The sequence below is a fragment of the Megasphaera sp. UPII 135-E genome, from assembly GCF_000221545.1.
GTDB lineage: Bacteria > Bacillota > Negativicutes > Veillonellales > Megasphaeraceae > Megasphaera > Megasphaera hutchinsoni.
In genome coordinates, this window is record NZ_AFUG01000007.1 from 57,943 (window position 1) to 73,585 (window position 15,643).

At 41.2% G+C, this 15,643-nt stretch carries 14 protein-coding genes and 1 pseudogene; all 15 read right to left on the reverse strand.

Annotated features, from left to right (window positions below; translation table 11 throughout):
* Positions 1 to 22 precede the first annotated feature (22 nt).
* Complete coding sequence (locus HMPREF1040_RS01090; RefSeq protein WP_007392013.1) at positions 23 to 2,269, reverse strand: hypothetical protein; 2,247 nt, start codon at positions 2,267 to 2,269, stop codon at positions 23 to 25.
* Positions 2,270 to 2,527: 258 nt separating this feature from the next.
* Positions 2,528 to 2,740, reverse strand: coding sequence for a helix-turn-helix transcriptional regulator (locus HMPREF1040_RS01095; protein ID WP_007392087.1), 213 nt, complete (start codon positions 2,738 to 2,740; stop codon positions 2,528 to 2,530).
* Between the two features lie 140 nt (positions 2,741 to 2,880).
* The gene (locus HMPREF1040_RS01100; protein WP_007392079.1) at positions 2,881 to 3,540 is read right to left on the reverse strand and encodes a single-stranded DNA-binding protein; all 660 of its coding nucleotides are present in this window, start codon (positions 3,538 to 3,540) and stop codon (positions 2,881 to 2,883) included.
* Between the two features lie 42 nt (positions 3,541 to 3,582).
* Positions 3,583 to 5,076, reverse strand: a pseudogene (locus tag HMPREF1040_RS01105) (helicase); the annotation flags it as partial.
* Entirely contained in the window at positions 5,075 to 6,931 is a 1,857-nt protein-coding gene (locus HMPREF1040_RS01110) for a recombinase family protein (RefSeq protein ID WP_007392129.1), read from the reverse strand. The gene HMPREF1040_RS01110 and the pseudogene HMPREF1040_RS01105, both read right to left, overlap by 2 nt.
* Before the next feature lie 54 nt (positions 6,932 to 6,985).
* Complete coding sequence (locus tag HMPREF1040_RS01115; protein WP_001820669.1) at positions 6,986 to 7,177, reverse strand: hypothetical protein; 192 nt, start codon at positions 7,175 to 7,177, stop codon at positions 6,986 to 6,988.
* A 71-nt stretch (positions 7,178 to 7,248) separates the two neighbouring features.
* Complete coding sequence (locus HMPREF1040_RS01120; protein ID WP_000659122.1) at positions 7,249 to 7,479, reverse strand: YdbC family protein; 231 nt, start codon at positions 7,477 to 7,479, stop codon at positions 7,249 to 7,251.
* Positions 7,480 to 7,524: 45 nt separating this feature from the next.
* The gene (locus tag HMPREF1040_RS01125) at positions 7,525 to 8,379 is read right to left on the reverse strand and encodes a ParB/RepB/Spo0J family partition protein (protein WP_007392036.1); all 855 of its coding nucleotides are present in this window, start codon (positions 8,377 to 8,379) and stop codon (positions 7,525 to 7,527) included.
* Between the two features lie 8 nt (positions 8,380 to 8,387).
* A complete protein-coding gene (gene mobV / locus HMPREF1040_RS01130) occupies positions 8,388 to 9,353 on the reverse strand; it encodes a MobV family relaxase (RefSeq protein WP_007392109.1) in 966 nt (321 codons plus the stop codon).
* A 525-nt stretch (positions 9,354 to 9,878) separates the two neighbouring features.
* The gene (locus HMPREF1040_RS01135) at positions 9,879 to 10,904 is read right to left on the reverse strand and encodes an AAA family ATPase (RefSeq protein ID WP_007392025.1); all 1,026 of its coding nucleotides are present in this window, start codon (positions 10,902 to 10,904) and stop codon (positions 9,879 to 9,881) included.
* Between the two features lie 154 nt (positions 10,905 to 11,058).
* Positions 11,059 to 11,532 (reverse strand): RNA polymerase sigma factor, encoded by a 474-nt coding sequence (locus tag HMPREF1040_RS01140; RefSeq protein ID WP_007392105.1) that lies wholly within the window; start codon positions 11,530 to 11,532, stop codon positions 11,059 to 11,061.
* Positions 11,533 to 11,616: 84 nt separating this feature from the next.
* A complete protein-coding gene (locus HMPREF1040_RS01145; RefSeq protein WP_036257229.1) occupies positions 11,617 to 12,042 on the reverse strand; it encodes a sigma-70 family RNA polymerase sigma factor in 426 nt (141 codons plus the stop codon).
* 94 nt (positions 12,043 to 12,136) lie between these two features.
* On the reverse strand, positions 12,137 to 12,646 hold the full coding sequence (locus HMPREF1040_RS01150) for a sigma-70 family RNA polymerase sigma factor (protein WP_024376807.1): 510 nt from the start codon (positions 12,644 to 12,646) through the stop codon (positions 12,137 to 12,139).
* A gap of 490 nt (positions 12,647 to 13,136) precedes the next feature.
* Positions 13,137 to 13,310, reverse strand: a complete 174-nt coding sequence (locus tag HMPREF1040_RS07780; RefSeq protein ID WP_002779755.1) for a cysteine-rich KTR domain-containing protein — start codon at positions 13,308 to 13,310, stop codon at positions 13,137 to 13,139.
* Positions 13,311 to 13,361: 51 nt separating this feature from the next.
* Entirely contained in the window at positions 13,362 to 15,281 is a 1,920-nt protein-coding gene (tet(O), locus tag HMPREF1040_RS01155) for a tetracycline resistance ribosomal protection protein Tet(O) (RefSeq protein WP_007392011.1), read from the reverse strand.
* Positions 15,282 to 15,643: the final 362 nt, after the last annotated feature.

Here is a 15,643-nt window from a genome sequence, read left to right on the forward strand (position 1 = left end):
TAAAGTACTCAGAGATGCCTTTTCAAAAAAACATGTCTTCGCGTCCGCACAATACTAATTCTTTATCTTCTATTATTGAGTAAAATGTTAAATCCAATTCTTTTTCATAAGGATATTTGTTCTTCAGGTAAATGAATAGTTCAATTGCTCTAATCTTGTCTCCAATAGTCTGTTTTTCTTCTCGCAATGTTCTAACAATAGAAGATAATATTGATTTTATATGTTTTGTATCTAGCTTTAGTTTATCGAACTCTATAATATTTCTAATTGTTTTATAGGGGTCATCAGCATATCCAATTATAGTTCCATTCTTTCCTTGCTCATTATTACGTTGATTAATTCTTTCAACATACCTATTAATATGCTTGTATGTTTCATCACCTCTGTTATGCTCTATCTCTAGTAAATATTCAGATAAGTAAAAGCTGTTCATACATTCTTCAATAGTAATATCTAATAATTCAACATCTATCGTTATATTTTTCCTTAATACTATCAAGTAACTTGAAAGTAAATTACAACCTTTTCTTATTTCTTCATCCATTATCATATCAATTATCAATTTAAGTACTTTCTCCTGATTGATATTAGATATTTTTGAATAATTAATTCTACTTAATACTTCTAATATATTATCGAAATATCTCCTGAAGTTTTTTTCTATAAGAGTTATGCATACTTCTATAATTTTATTATTATCTATTCTAGATATATTATATATAAAAAATTCAAAGATATAGCTTGCTATACTTAGAATTCTATTTTCATCTGCAATCCATATATCAACCTCTTTGAATACTTCATATACATATGAAGTGAATAAATCATCACCGAAGTAGTAACCATAATGTTTTAAGATCAATAATTTTGAAATAAACCTCTTATGTGGAACTGGGATTAAATTTATTCCTGAAATCATATTCACAATATCGGTTGCATTTATCGTATCTGTACTTTGATTATAAGCTCTTATAATTTTTTCTAATTCTTTATCTTTTTGTTCCATTAATAATAATTTTATAAGAAAAATGTACATATTATGATCATAATATAAAAAATTTAAGCTTAAAAGTATACTAATCATTCTATCTCTAATTAACAACAGATGTGTTAGAGAACCATAAGTCATTGATAATATAAATGAATTAGACACATCATCAAGAATATCATCCACTCCTTCAAAATGTGTTGTATATGGAGAATCTACCTTCCGAGCCATTAACCTTTTAAGCAGCTTTTGTGATAAACTACCTGTACATCTATCAAGTAATGGATAATATACATTTTCCTGATTTTCTTCCAATAAAGTTTGTGGTTTCATTTCTAACGAATATTGATTATTTATCTCATCTTGTAAGACAATAATATTTCTCCAATCAATTAAAACATCATTGGAAAGCCAGTTTGGTATTTTATCATTATTAATCGATTCATTGTATGCATTTTCTAATTCATTGGCACATTCATCTAATTCATTTGAAAAATATGCTTCTATAGCTCTAACTCTATATGTAATAAAAGACTTCAAGTAAGATTCATGTCTATTACATAACTCATTTGCTAAACTAGAATAATTAATCGGTATATTTGTATTGTGACCTAATAGATTTGAAAACATTATACTAAGCGATTTATCTAATTTAAAATTTAATCTTGAACTTTCTTCTTTTTTTGTATTAAATATTATCTCTTTAGCTACATTTCTCGTCATAGTAAATCCTTGAAAAAGTTCTTTATCAATAATATAGTTATTACTTATAACGTTTATCTCTTCTGTATCTTCATTAATAGCAAAATCAACGAATTGTTCTCTACAATAGTTTCTATAAATATCAACAACATCTCTCATTATTCCAGTATATACTTTTTCAATAAAGTCAGAAAACTCGTGAACTACGTCATATTTTTCTCTAAAGCTATCTCGTATTTCTAATTGTAGTTGTGTAGGTTCCTTTTTATCTTCATCACAAAAAATATATAATGCCTTCTTTTTTAATTCTCTAGCCCGTTTTTGTTCTTTCAAGACAGCATCCGACACATCATCCTTATTATCTATCAAGAACACGCATAAATCCGAATCATCTAGTTTTGTGATATAACTATCTATTACATGTTGGCTTGATGGCCCTTGCTCTTCAAATATAAATACTTGAACTATATTTGTTTCTGATAATAAAGATTTTAACGCCTTCCTTACCAAAGTATATCTTCCACCACATTTTGAGCTAATAAATACTTTTACTTTATATTCAATGGTACCATCTCTCATCTTTCAATACCCCCTTTAATCTTGCGTATATAACATAATAAATAAGCATATTATTATCCTATCATTGTTCCCTTTATTTATGAATTCGTTCAAAGATTTCCCTTTTGATAAATTATATGTGAGCATAGTGGTATCCCCGCACCATGTAAAGTGAAGTCATCAAAATCATATTTAATGTATTGACTGATACGCACCACATTGCCACCCCTATTTAACAAATCATATATAACTCATTTATTCATTTAACCATTCAAGATATTAATTTTCTTTCTTAATACACTCTACTATTTCTTCAATATTACAGTCTAAAGCATTACAAATTCTAAGCAAGACATCCGTAGTTACATTTTGCCCATTCTTCATTTTGTAAAATGTACTTTTACCCACTTTTGCCTTTTCCATCAATTCATTATTTGTCATATCTAAATCAATTAGTTTTTTGAACAATCTTTTATAACTAAAAACCCTCATTCTTATCCTCCCTTCAAGAAAACTATCTTTATTACATTATACCATAAAATATACTTTTTTCATAAATATATTCTCTTTAATCGAACTCTAGCAAATAAAAAAAGAGTCGGTGCAGTCCCAAGACCACACCGACCATAAGTTTATCTCTCAGCTTCTTTTGATGTTTCTTTCTTTTCTTTAGGCTTTTCCTTATCTTCAGCCTGATATTTCTTGATAGCTCCAAGCACAGACTCTTTCTTTTCATCTCGACCTTTCATCTGTTCTTTTGCCTTTAAGAGCTTTGAATAAAGTATCCTGATGTTAGTATGTTCCTTGCCGTTATCGTCAACGGAAGTTCTGATCTGTCCAAAGAGTTTTACAAAATCTCCCTGCTTAAAGTCTTTTGGAATATCACCCTTTTCTCCGTATGCGGAGCAATTATGATATACCTTATTGCCCTCATCATCTTTAGATGCCACAGAGAAGTTTACTACCGTAAAGGCTTCTCCGTTCTTATTTTCTCTTTCAACTACATCGATCTTTCCTACAATATTTCCAACGATATTGACAAGATTATCTTTCTCCTCTTGAACATAAGGAAGATCTTTAATCTGCCCCTGTTCTCTTAAATCTTCAATCATGTAATCAAATTCCTCATGCAGTAAATTAACGGTGTCCTTGTCCATATAAGCCTCATAGAGCTTATCCAAAGCACTTTCATCGTTGATACCTTTTTCCATGCTGATAACCGCCTTAACAAAGTCCTTGTGATTATCACTTACCATATTTTCTATCTGATTTCTCATTGTTTTGTAATCCATGTTTTTTATCTCCTTTCATGGTAAAAGGGAGGTTTCCCTCCCTTATCGTACATATTCCTGTTCTTTTGCTGTTTGTTTTTCTTCTGTTTTACTTTCTTCCTGATAGGCTCTTATCTGTCCTAAGATAGATGGTTTATCACCCGTTTTCTGTGTGGCTTCCTCTTTGGTATGCAAATTATCTTCAACATCATAGGTTGACTCAAAATAATCGCTGTCCTTAAAGTCATTGTCATATCTGTCAGCAATTCCATCATTATCAAGGTCTTTAGAAAGTGGATCATAGAAGTTACCTTCATCATCAATGTCCAGTCCCAGAGCTGCCTTTAAGTCCTCGGAATCCACATAGACTAAATCTTCAAAAGAGGATAGCTCTATTTCATTTTTCATATTCCTTAGAGCTTCATTTTCTCCCTTGTTTTCATAGTCGAAGCTCTCTGTTTTGATTGGAGTATCATCAATATACTGTGTCCATGTTTTAGCTTCTAAATTAAGCTCATATTGGATGCCGTGTCTTTCGTCAGGTGTATTGGTATAGGCGATGCCGATATGCTTTAAATCAGGATATAGAACGTCAAACTCATCATAACTATGATTTTCTTCATACTCTCTGTTGCAAAAGTCTATGATAGCTCGTTTTACATCTTCTACAAGGGGATTATCATTTCTCTTTTCTTCCACTTCTCCCATATCAAGGAGCTTATTCAGTTCTGCCAAGCGGAGCACCTTATTCTTTAGTTCATCAGCTTTTTCAAAAGGCTTTTGTAATTCCTCTTTTGCATTTTCAAGCTGTTCTTTTGTGCTGAAGAGCTTTTCTTCAAGCCTCTTTAATTTCTCAGGCATTTTCTCAAGAGCATTATCAAGCCTTGTAATATTACCGTCCGCACTCGTTCCAAGCTCTCCTGAATGCTTTGCAGCACCATTTAAGCTAAAGTTATGGGCATTGGTAAAGAAATTATAGCTTACCTCCAAATCCATGTTTCTATACTTACCGATAACTTTGCTTTCATTGATTTTTACTTTAGAAATAGCTTCAAGCAGCTTTTCTCCGGCTAATTTCTTATCCGTAATTTTCTCACCTAAAATGATAATAGAAGTGAACTTTTCATCGCCTTCAGCTTTTGCTTCTACATCTTCAATATCTTTCTTTACAGCCTCAATGAGCTTTTCTGTTCTTGAAATTTCTTCCGGATAGTTTTTAGCAACCTTATCCTCTAATCTGTAACGGTTGGACTTATAGTTTGCTTCAAGCATTTTAAGTTTTGTAACCTCATTATCCAAATCCATCTTTTCCTTGATTTTCGGATCACCTGTAGCAAGGGCTTTAATCTCTGCATAGTTTAAGCTGCTTTCGTCCACATCTTCCGCCACTCTTACAGGTGTTTTACTTGTCATAATCTGAGAAATGAACTTCTGTTTATTCTCGATGGTCTGCCAAAGGTACGCATCAAAGGTATTCTCCGTTACATATCTGTATATGCTGACTTCTTTGTTTTCATTTCCCTGTCTTACAATTCTTCCGGCTCTCTGCTCAAGGTCAGTCGGTCATTTTTTGCGGACAGTTCATACATGCTATCCTTTTCTGTTCTCTGCTCCTGCGTTTGCTCTCGTTTGATTTCTCCCTCCGTATCTTCTTGGCACAAGCAGAACAATACCTTGATGCACCAGAGCCCGGGACATATTCAACGCCGCACACCGTACAGTTTTTAGCGGGCATTGCTGCCCACCGTTTTGTAGGTATGATATGTAATTCATCGACAAAGCCGATGAATTTATAGTAAATCTTGATTTCCTGCTTCACTGTTCCGTCTGCCATCTTCTCACGCTCCGAAACAAGTATCTTGTCTATGAGTGCGTTTATAACTGTTGCATCCAGTTCTTTTAAGCCTTGATAATTTCGGATAAGGGCGAGGAAGTCACGGATTCCCCGTGATTTCTCGTAGCTTTCATTAAGAGTTTCCGTCACCTCTTTCAGCCTTGCTTCAATTTCAAGCTGCTCTTTCTGGTATTTCCCCGACATCATCTCAAAATTCCGCTCGGTAATACGCTCCATGACCTTATCCTCGTAGAGAGAGGAAAACAGCCTGTCCAGTTCCGCAAGGCGTTTGTTCAGCTTCTTACGTTCTTTCTCTAATGCTTTCGCCCTGCTCTGGTCTGTTTCCGTGAGCCGCTTTTCTATGGCCCTGACCGCCTTTTCATCATTCACTGCCATATCCGCAAAACAGTTGATGTCGGCAAGAACGGCATTGAATAAATCCCTTGCTTCTATATTGTGGGCACTACACTCGCTTCTTCCGTTTCTTGCATAATTATTACATGAATACTGTACACAGTCGATAATCTCTGGGCGTTTCCTCCTGTGTACGTTCATTGCCCGCAGAGCACATCCGCAGTCCACACACTTGATAACGCCTGCAAAAATATTTACAAATCCTCCCTTGTTCTGTGGAAGCCTACGACTTGTAATAAGCTGTTGGACAATATCAAATTCCTCCTGCGTGACTATTCCCTCATGGGTATTGGGTATCACTTCCCATTCTTCGGGCAGCTTAGAGGGGCGTTTCTTGCTTTTCATATTGGCGGCAATCCGTTTGTAGCCTACAAGATTTCCCGCATATATCGGGCTTCTTAAAATGCTCCTCACGCTGTTTCCACTCCAAATATAGCGTTTGTCCTCGTTCCCCTCAAAATGACGTTCAAAGCCTGTTTCGCCACGCTCCGCCGCATAAGCGGCAGGGCGTAGGATATGCTGTTTATTAAGATGTCTGCAAATTTTGGCAACTCCATTCCCTTTTAATGCAAGGTCGAATATCTCTTTTACAACATGTGCCACTTTATCATCTATCAGCAGATGGTTGTGGTCGGCAGGGTCTTTGATATAGCCATAAGGGGCGGTAGTTCCCATGAATTTCCCCTGTTGAAACCTCGCCCGATATGCCGATTTTATCTTAACAGATATGTCAGCGGCATACATTTCGTTTAAAATGTTGCGGAAAGGCGTGATGTCCATAGCAGATTTATTCAAGGTATCTACGCCGTCATTGACCGCTATATACCTCACGTTATGCTCTGGGAAGAAAACTTCCAGATATAACCCACAATCAAGATAGTTTCTCCCCAGACGGGATAAATCTTTCGTAATCACGCAGTTTATCAGACCGCTTTCAATGTCTTTTATCATATTCTGGAAACTTGGTCTTTGGAAATTTGTACCAGAATAACCATCGTCCACATACGTTTTTGCTATGTGCCATCCCTGCTTTTTCACATAATCCGTGAGGATGGATTTCTGTGTCGCAATGCTCGCACTCTCGTTATCCGTACCATCATCTTTAGATAAGCGGCAATAAATGCCGACTAAATAGATTTTCTTTTCTTCTTTGATTCCCGCCATACTGTAAAACCTCCGTATCTGTCCTATCTGTTTTCATGTCCCATTGCGTACATTCTAAGCGGACAGCCCCTCATTGTCGAAGGTGTCGCCCTCGGCAATCTTCTTCCGAATATCCTCGGAGATAATCGGGACAAACGCTTCTGTAACGGTCTGTGTGCCGACATATTCACGGCTGATTATCATCTGCACTGGTGCTTTTGGCACGATACGCTTTCTCTTTTTATCTGCTTTCTTATCCTCGCCCATACTTAAATCTTCCTTTCCAGACAGGGCAGGGAAGAGTTTGGAAATGTCCCCGCCCTGCCAATCAGATACCATTAATCCTCGCTGTTTAATTCTTTCTGCAATGCTTTAAGGAGTGCCGCCGCTTCATCAGCGTTCAGCGTGATTCCCTTGCCGCACTTTTCACGGTTCGGGGAAAAGCTGCGGATGTCATACTTCGGCTCTTTCCCATTCCATGAAATGAGATTGATTTCCTTTGTGTAGCCACTGTCGCCCGTAGACAATACTGCGATTTCCTTTACGATTTCATACTGGATTTCTTTCATTCTCTCTACCTCAACTCTCTGTATTTACTTCCCGAAAAAAGAAGATTAGCGGCTGTCACGGTTGCGTTTCCTCTGCAACTCACGCTCCAAAAGTTTGATGATGGTTTCCTCCATCTGCTTCGGCGTTTTGTTCTTCGGAAAGTATTTTTTCAGCTTGCTTGTGTTGATTTTCAAGGTTTCTTTCTGATTTCCCTTTTCCTCCGTCATAATCGCAAATATCATATCCATGTCAAGCCGCCCACTCTGGCTTAGGCTTTTCATCCGCTGTGCCTGTGAGAGTGAGGGCGTTGCTTCTTCGCTCTCCATCGTGGCAAAGAGGTTTTCCTGCTCGTCTTTCTTCAAGAAGGACAGTTCCACCGCAGGCGTGAGGGCGATTTTCCCCTCGTCCACCATCTGCAAAATCGGCGGTATCAGTTCCGTCAGGCGAATAAAACGCTGCACGGTCATCCTGCCCACGCCGAAGCCCTGTGCCACCTTGTCGTCCGTCCGCAACTTCGTCACAACTTGTGACGAGGTTAAGTCCGTGCGGAAACCCTGCCGCTTCATGGCTTCGGATTTCATCTTGTAAGCAAACGCCCGCTCCGATGGCAGGATATTCTCACGCTGCAAATTGCTGTCTACAAGGGTGATGATGGCTCGGTCACGGTCTAAGGGCAGGACAAACGCAGGCACGGTATTTATCCCTGCAAGTTCAGAAGCACGGACACGCCGCTGTCCCGCAATCACTTCATAGCCGTTCCCGTCCTCTTTCGGGCGTGTGATTATCGGCGTGACAATGCCAAATTCCTTGATGCTTTCCGCTAACTCTGACAGTGTTTCATCTTCTGCCACATGAAACGGATTGTCGGGGAACGGGTACAAGTCTTTGGTCTTTAACACCTTAAAATCCTGTTTCTTCATTCACATATCTACCTTTCTTTCGCTCTGCTTCTATGATTTTTCTGCAATTCTTCCAACACTTCGGGCGGTATTTTTGACAGCAGCCGCCCCATCTGCTCGTTGGTTCTCTGCAATTCAAATATCTTCTGATTCGCTTTCTGCACCTTTAGTTCCTGCTCGTACTTTTCATCACGCATACGCCCCGCATAGTCTGATTCCTGCCCAATTCTCTCTTTCAAACTGTCGATATACGCCTGCTGTTTCCCGATTTCCTTAGAGAATTTCTCCACGTCTGGCAGCCATGCAGAGAGTAAATCTAACGCTTTATCCCTTTTCTTCCCTGCGTTAAAGGCGTTGATGTCGGATAGGGCAGACACGATTTCTTCATACTGTTTATCAAGCCTACCGCCTAATTTATAGAGCCATGTGGGGACGTGTTTCCGCTTGGTTTCCATTGAGGACTGCCCCCGTTCAAGCTGATTCCACCGTGAGGACATCCGCTCATGGTAGGCGGTCTGCCACTCGGATAATGATTTCTGGTTGCCTAAGATAGCTTTCGCTGACAGCTTATTGTCTGGCGTAATCGGCACAAAGCAGAGGTGCATATGGGGCGTTCTCTCGTCCATATGGACGACAGCGGAGAGGATATTCTGCTTTCCAACACGCTCCGAAATGAAGTCAAGAGCCGTCTGGAAATACGCTTTTTGTTCTTCGGGCAGTAACTGGTTCATAAATTCTGGTGAAGCTGTGATGAGCGTTTCCACCATCATCACGCTGTCTTTCCTTGTCCTGCACCCCGCTTCGGCTACCATGCGGTTAATCTCTTTCTTGTAGGTGTACTTTGGTGGTGCTATGAGATGGTAATTGTTTTTAGAGCGTTCCATATCTATATCTGGGTTGCTTTTGTAGGCTTCTTTCTTCCGCTCGTTGTGGCGTTCACAAGCCGCAACGCCGCCCGCTTTTCGTTTCTGGAAACGCAGGATTGCATAAGGCATAGGCGGATTCCTCCTTTCTTTCGGCGGGTGACCGTCCTTTGGGGTGACAGCGGTGACGGTGGTGACAGCAGTTTTGGGATACCCCCTGCCGACTGCCGCAACTGTCACCCTCACCCCCTGCATGACGGTCATGTCGATGATGACGGTGTTTTTGGGATACCCCCCCTCGCAAGAGCCGTCACCGTCATGCCGCCATTCTTTTATCCGAAGCCGTAAGGCGTAGGATAGCAGGGCACAGCCCTGCCTTAAGGGAGTCCAGAGGGAACGTCTGGCACACGACTTTGCAGGGCAAAGTGTAGTGTGTTACACCCTGTAAACGCAGTCGGAAAAATCGGAATGATTTTTCTGACCGCAGGGGTGGTTTTACACGACCGAAAAGGGCGAGTAAATCTCACGCCTGCATTTTGCGTTTACGGGGTGTTCTCCCGTAGGGATGACAGCGGCAGGGTATCCTAAAATCACTGTCACCACCGTCACTGCTGTCACCCGCAGGGCAGAGCCGCCAGCTTTACATGGCTTTAAGCGTCAATGACAGTAACAGGGGGGTATCCTAATATCGCTGTCACCACCGTCACCGCTGTCACCCGCCCTCCTTGCAAGGGCAATCCGCCTGCCGTCTTTCCTGCGGCTGTACTGGTAGCAGATACGGTTCTCGCTTAAAAATGTGGTGCGGTATTCATTCAGCCATTTCGTAATCACCGTGGGTATGGTTTCCGTTTCCCCCATAGCGGCTAACAGTTCCGTTGCCGTGCCTATCCATTCTTCCTTATCCCTCATAAAATCCACCAACCGAAAAAGGACATCTGGTATCGTTTCTTTCGCAAGCTGCTCCTGCGTTTTCCGCTCCACAAGCTCCCAACGGCAATCACGGAAACGCAGCGTGTATTCCTGATAAGGCGTGTCCCTGCCCGTCACATACAGCTTGGCGGTGTCAGACGCACGTTTCTCCTTTTCCAGAACAAAGGTAGCGTCCGCACTCCCCGTTAATCCTGTCGTCCCAGACACCTTGTTGAACACGTCGCTGTCATTCTGCTTTCGGATGTGGTGTACGACAATGACCGCCAGAGAGTGCCTGTCGGCAAAGTCTTTGATGAGGGAGATGTCCCCATAGTCGCTTGCGTAGGCATTGTCTTTTGAAGCTGTACGGACTTTCTGCAAGGTATCAATCACAATGAGCCTGCTGTCTGGGTAATCTTTCAGATAATCCTCAAGCTGCACGATAAGACCGTCTGACAGCTTGCAGCTTGCCACGGCAAAGTGAAGCCGCCCGCTTGCTTCGTCCGTCAAGCGGAATAATCTGTCCTGTATGCGGCAGAACGTGTCCTCAAGGCAGAGGTAAAGCACGTCGCCCTCCATTGTCGGCATATCCCACAAGGGAAGTCCCTGCGACACGCATAGGCATAGCTTCAGCATGAGCCAGCTCTTGCCTATCTTCTGTGAGCCGCAGAACAGCGACAATCCTGTGGGGATAAGGCTGTCCACCACAAAGGACTGCTTCTCAAGCGGTTCATAAAGGAGCGTTTCGGCGTTGACTGTCTGTAACTTCTGCATGGCTTTCCTCCTTTCGGGCGGTGTCTTTGTTTTCGTTACACATAGGCGTTGACCTCCTTAGAAATAGATTTACTCCCACGAAAAAAAGTGAGAGTATGTAATGCCGCCAATCCCACACAAATAAAAAACAGATTTCTTTTTCGGGCGGTATCAGTCACGGTTGGAGATATTTCCTCATTTCCGCCTTTACTTTCTCCTTTGCAATCGCAACAGATTTCTGTATTGCTGAAGCGGTGCAATGCTCCATCGCAGCGATTTGGTAAAAATTGAAATCATGCTCGTAATAAAGCAGGAAACGCCGCCTTTGTATCTCTGGCAGGCTCTCAACCGCCTTACAGAGCGTTTCATTCCGTTCTTCTTCAATCATGCGTTCATCAAGGCTCTTAGGCACACGCAACGCCCGTCTGTAAAGGGTTTCGTCCCATACCTCGTTAAACTCCCTGTGCCGCTCGTCCCATTGGAGAAGATTCCTGTTCCTGCGTTCCATCTGCCGAAACTCCATAAAGAACTGTTCCGACACTTCCAACTCGTGGGATTTGCCCTGCCCGTCCTTAAAACTGATAAAATACCTTGTGCTACTTTCCGTGGATTCCTCCCGAAGCGTGTATGCCTTAACCCTGTATGCCATCCCGCTGTCCTCCTGCCAAAAAATAAGCGGGGAGATTCCACTCCCCACCCAGTAGCCCGCAGGATAATGGGATGTATTAGACGCTTACAAAATTTTCCGCAGCTTCTTCCGCAGATGGTCTAACCTCGCATAGATGGCACCAGTCGTCAAATGCACAAGCGGGGCAATCTCCTTTGTGGAATACCCCTGCATTTTCAGCAGGACGATTTTCAAGGTACGCCCGTCCACCGCGACTAATACTTGATAGAGATTTTCGCTCTCAATCTCGTCCAGTAACTCCGCAACCGTACCCACTTCCGTCTGCCACTCCCTGTCTGCCATGTCCTCAAGGTATTCCGCAACGTCATTCGTCCATCGGTAAAACCGCCTGTTGGAATTGAAGTCTGCCCTGTCCGCAATGCGTATCTGCTCAATGGTCGCTTCATCAACGCCGCACTCACGCAGCAGCTTTTCCTCCGCTTCTTTCCAGATACGCCATTTCCTGTCCTCCCGTCCGTGGTTATATGCCATGCTTCTTTTCCTCCAATCAGAATTGATTGAGAGGGCAGAGAAAAACCCCCTCATTTTCCCAAAGGAAAAACAAGGGGGCTGAACGCCTTAAATTTTAATTTTCTATTATCTTTCTTAGTTTTCTTAGGATTCTGGCTTTGCGTTTGTTCACAACGCTCTGGGTTATGCCGAACCTCGCCCCGACTTCACGCTCAGAAAGTCCGTCAAAAAAGATTGCCTGTATCAATTCCTGTTCACTATCCGACAGCAAAGGCAGGGCGGCTTTCAGCCTGTCCACCATAACCGCATTGACAACGGTTTCCGCAATGTCCGCCGCTTCATCAGCGATAAAGTCTAAAGGCTTCCCCTCGCTGTCCGTAAATCCATCCAGAGAAAGCAAGCTGTTCTTCGTATCTAATTTTTTCAGATAACGCCACCGTTCCTTATCTCGGTAGAAGTCCGTGTATTGCTCCCTCACGACTTCAAGCAGACAGCCTTGAACGGGAATAAACAGCTTGTCCATGTAGGTCTGGTCGGATTCCCTGCGGCGGCAGAAATCCATGTAGGACAGTTCCACATATCTGCCGCTTTCTTTGATAAATACCTTTCTTGGTGCATATTTCACCATAAATACCTCCCATCTGAATTTTTGAAATGTAAAAAATCCAGATGGAGAGGCGGAGAACGACACCGCATATCAGAAACAGCCCTACGGCACTTTCCAACAAAAATCGACAAAAGAAAAACCGCAAAGGCTCTGTGACCTTTACGGTTATAGGAAATAGTAATTCTATTGTATGGAGATTGTACTTCTACTTTCAAGGCAGGAAGTACCGTTGCATAGGCAGAAATTTTTTTAACTGGTTTCCTGCCGTTCTCTGATATGCTATGTATTGATAAATTTTGCTTCGTATGAGCAGATAGATAACTGCCCGAAAAAAGGACATAAAAAAATCCCTCCAAATTTAAAAACAAATTCAGAGGGTAATTTAGGGTATAACAAAATAACCCACCCGAATATCGTTTTTTTTATTTGGTGAGTTTGTTCTTTCAAATACGAAACAAAAAGAGCCGATGATTCGTGAATTGTTCCACAATTTCATCGGCTCTGCGTCTTAAGCGTCTGGCTCTTTGATGACAGTTATCTTCAAGTTGTCAACTTTAATCAATCTTTCTTGTCTGCATTTTGGACAATAAAGGGGATAATTCTCCAAAACAGTGTCCTTCCTAATTTTATTACGGGTTTTGCTCCCACAAACAGGACACAATATCCATTCGCATTTCATCATAATTAGTCTCTAATCCTTTCAAATCTCATTTTATATGACTTTTGCAAGCTGTTAAGCTAACTTGTGGAACATATGCCGAACCTTATCTATACGGCTATTCGGGCGGCGGGGTTGGCAAATAAATTTACCAATAGCTGGCTGGTATCCTTTTAACTCTGTCAAGCAGACTCCCTGCCCATTTGTGAAATAAGTTAAATCGTTCCTGTATTCTTGAATACATCTAGCAGGGATTTCTCCTTTCAGAATGACCTCGTCATTCTTTATCTGAGTACTTACAATATCTGCACAATACCTTGGAGCATCATGATACGCCCGTGAGAGATATTCCTGCGGTGCATAAATTTCAAAGTGGAGATATGGCTCTAATAGTTCTGTCCCTGCTTTTTTTAAAGCCTGCTCCAATACGATAGGGGAAAGCAGCCGAAAGTCTGCGGGGGTACTTACAGGACTATAATACAATCCATATTCAAAACAGATTTTACAGTCTGTCACTTTCCATCCATACAGCCCCTGCTCGCAGCCATAAAGAACCCCCTCCATAACCGCATTTTGGAACGATTGATTTAAATATCCAAGTGAAACTCTGCTTTCATACTGCACTCCGCTTCCAATAGGGAGCGGCTCTATGGACAACCCGACAGAAGCCCAGAAAGGATTTGGCGGGACTTCTATGTGGATGGTATATTCTGCTTTTCTAAGCGGTCTTTCCATATATATAACAGTAGGCTCTTTTATTTCTGCCTCCACATGATATTTTTCCTCAAGGATGGCACAAATGACTTCCATCTGCACATTCCCCAAAAAAGAAAGTATAATCTCATGCGTTGTAGTATCCACATAATATTTTAAAAGAGGGTCGCCATCTGAAATTTCTGTAAGTGCCCCAAGCAATATTTCCCGCTGTTCAGATTTCTTTACTGCAATCGTTGTTTGGAGCATAGGGAGAGGATTTTCAATAAATTTTCTCTGCGGCAACAGCATTCCGTTCCCCAAAATACTGTTTAGCTGCAAAACATCATTTGGTAAAATTACAATATCACCAGAGCAGGCTGTATCGGATGAATATAATTCACCGTTTGTCGGAACACACATCTCTGTGATTTTTATTTTCTCTTTTTCAGATATTCTAATAACATCCCTCAAATGCAATGTTCCGCTATATATACGCACATAAACAAAACGCCGCCTTTTCTCTGAATATTCAATCTTAAAAACCTGCCCGCATAGTTCAGATTGACCTTCAGGCGTTGATGAATAAAATTTACTGGCAATCACTTCTATAAGCTGCCGAATCCCCAGATTGTTTTTAGCGCTTCCGTGATAAACGAGAAATAACGTTCCGTTTTGGAATCTCCTGTTTTCTTCCTGTTCCAGTTCTGACATTTTAAACGGTTTCCCTGACATATATTTCTCTAATAGTTCATCGTTTCCCATAATTACCGCATCCCACTGTTCCATATCGTCATTGTCCGTTACATTTATATGGGGATGCTGCCCAACCTTTTGCTTCACTATAATTTCCGAAGAAAGCTTTGCTTTCATTTCCCGATATACCATTGGCAAATCAATCCCCTCTTGGTCAATTTTATTGATGAAAAAAATTGTCGGAATCTTCATTGTCTGTAGTGCATGAAACAGTATACGGGTCTGTGCCTGTATGCCATCCTTTGCAGAAACTAATAATACTGCTCCGTCTAATACGGATAAAGAACGGTATACTTCCGCCAAAAAATCCATATGGCCTGGCGTATCTATAATGTTGACTTTTACATCCTCCCACTGAAAAGATGTCACTGCTGTCTGGATAGTGATTCCCCTTTGACGCTCCAAATTCATGGTATCTGTCCTTGTTGTGCCTTCATCTACGCTCCCTAGTTCTGCAATTGCACCACTGGTATACAATAAACTTTCCGTTAATGTTGTCTTTCCTGCGTCAACGTGAGCCAGAATGCCTAAGTTAATTATTTTCATGTGATTTTCCTCCTATCAACACCCAAAAAAGGGCATAAAAATACCCAGTGATAAATACTCCTATCACTGGGTAAATAACTCCAATAGCCCCAAAACACTTATATGTTTTCGGGCATATAAAATTACATGATAAAAGTATTCTTAAACTGGGTACAAAAAACTAAGCCCCATATTAAAAGTGAAACGGGACTGCTACTTTTTGTTCCCACTATCAAATTGACAGTTTATTTAAGAATACCTTGCCGCATATTTATTAACTCCTTGTATAATACTGAATCTAATTATATTCCTTAACCCTTTATTTGTCAAGCTGACAAACTAAAGCAGAAAAAGCGGCAGGATTTCCCCCTGCCACTAATCAT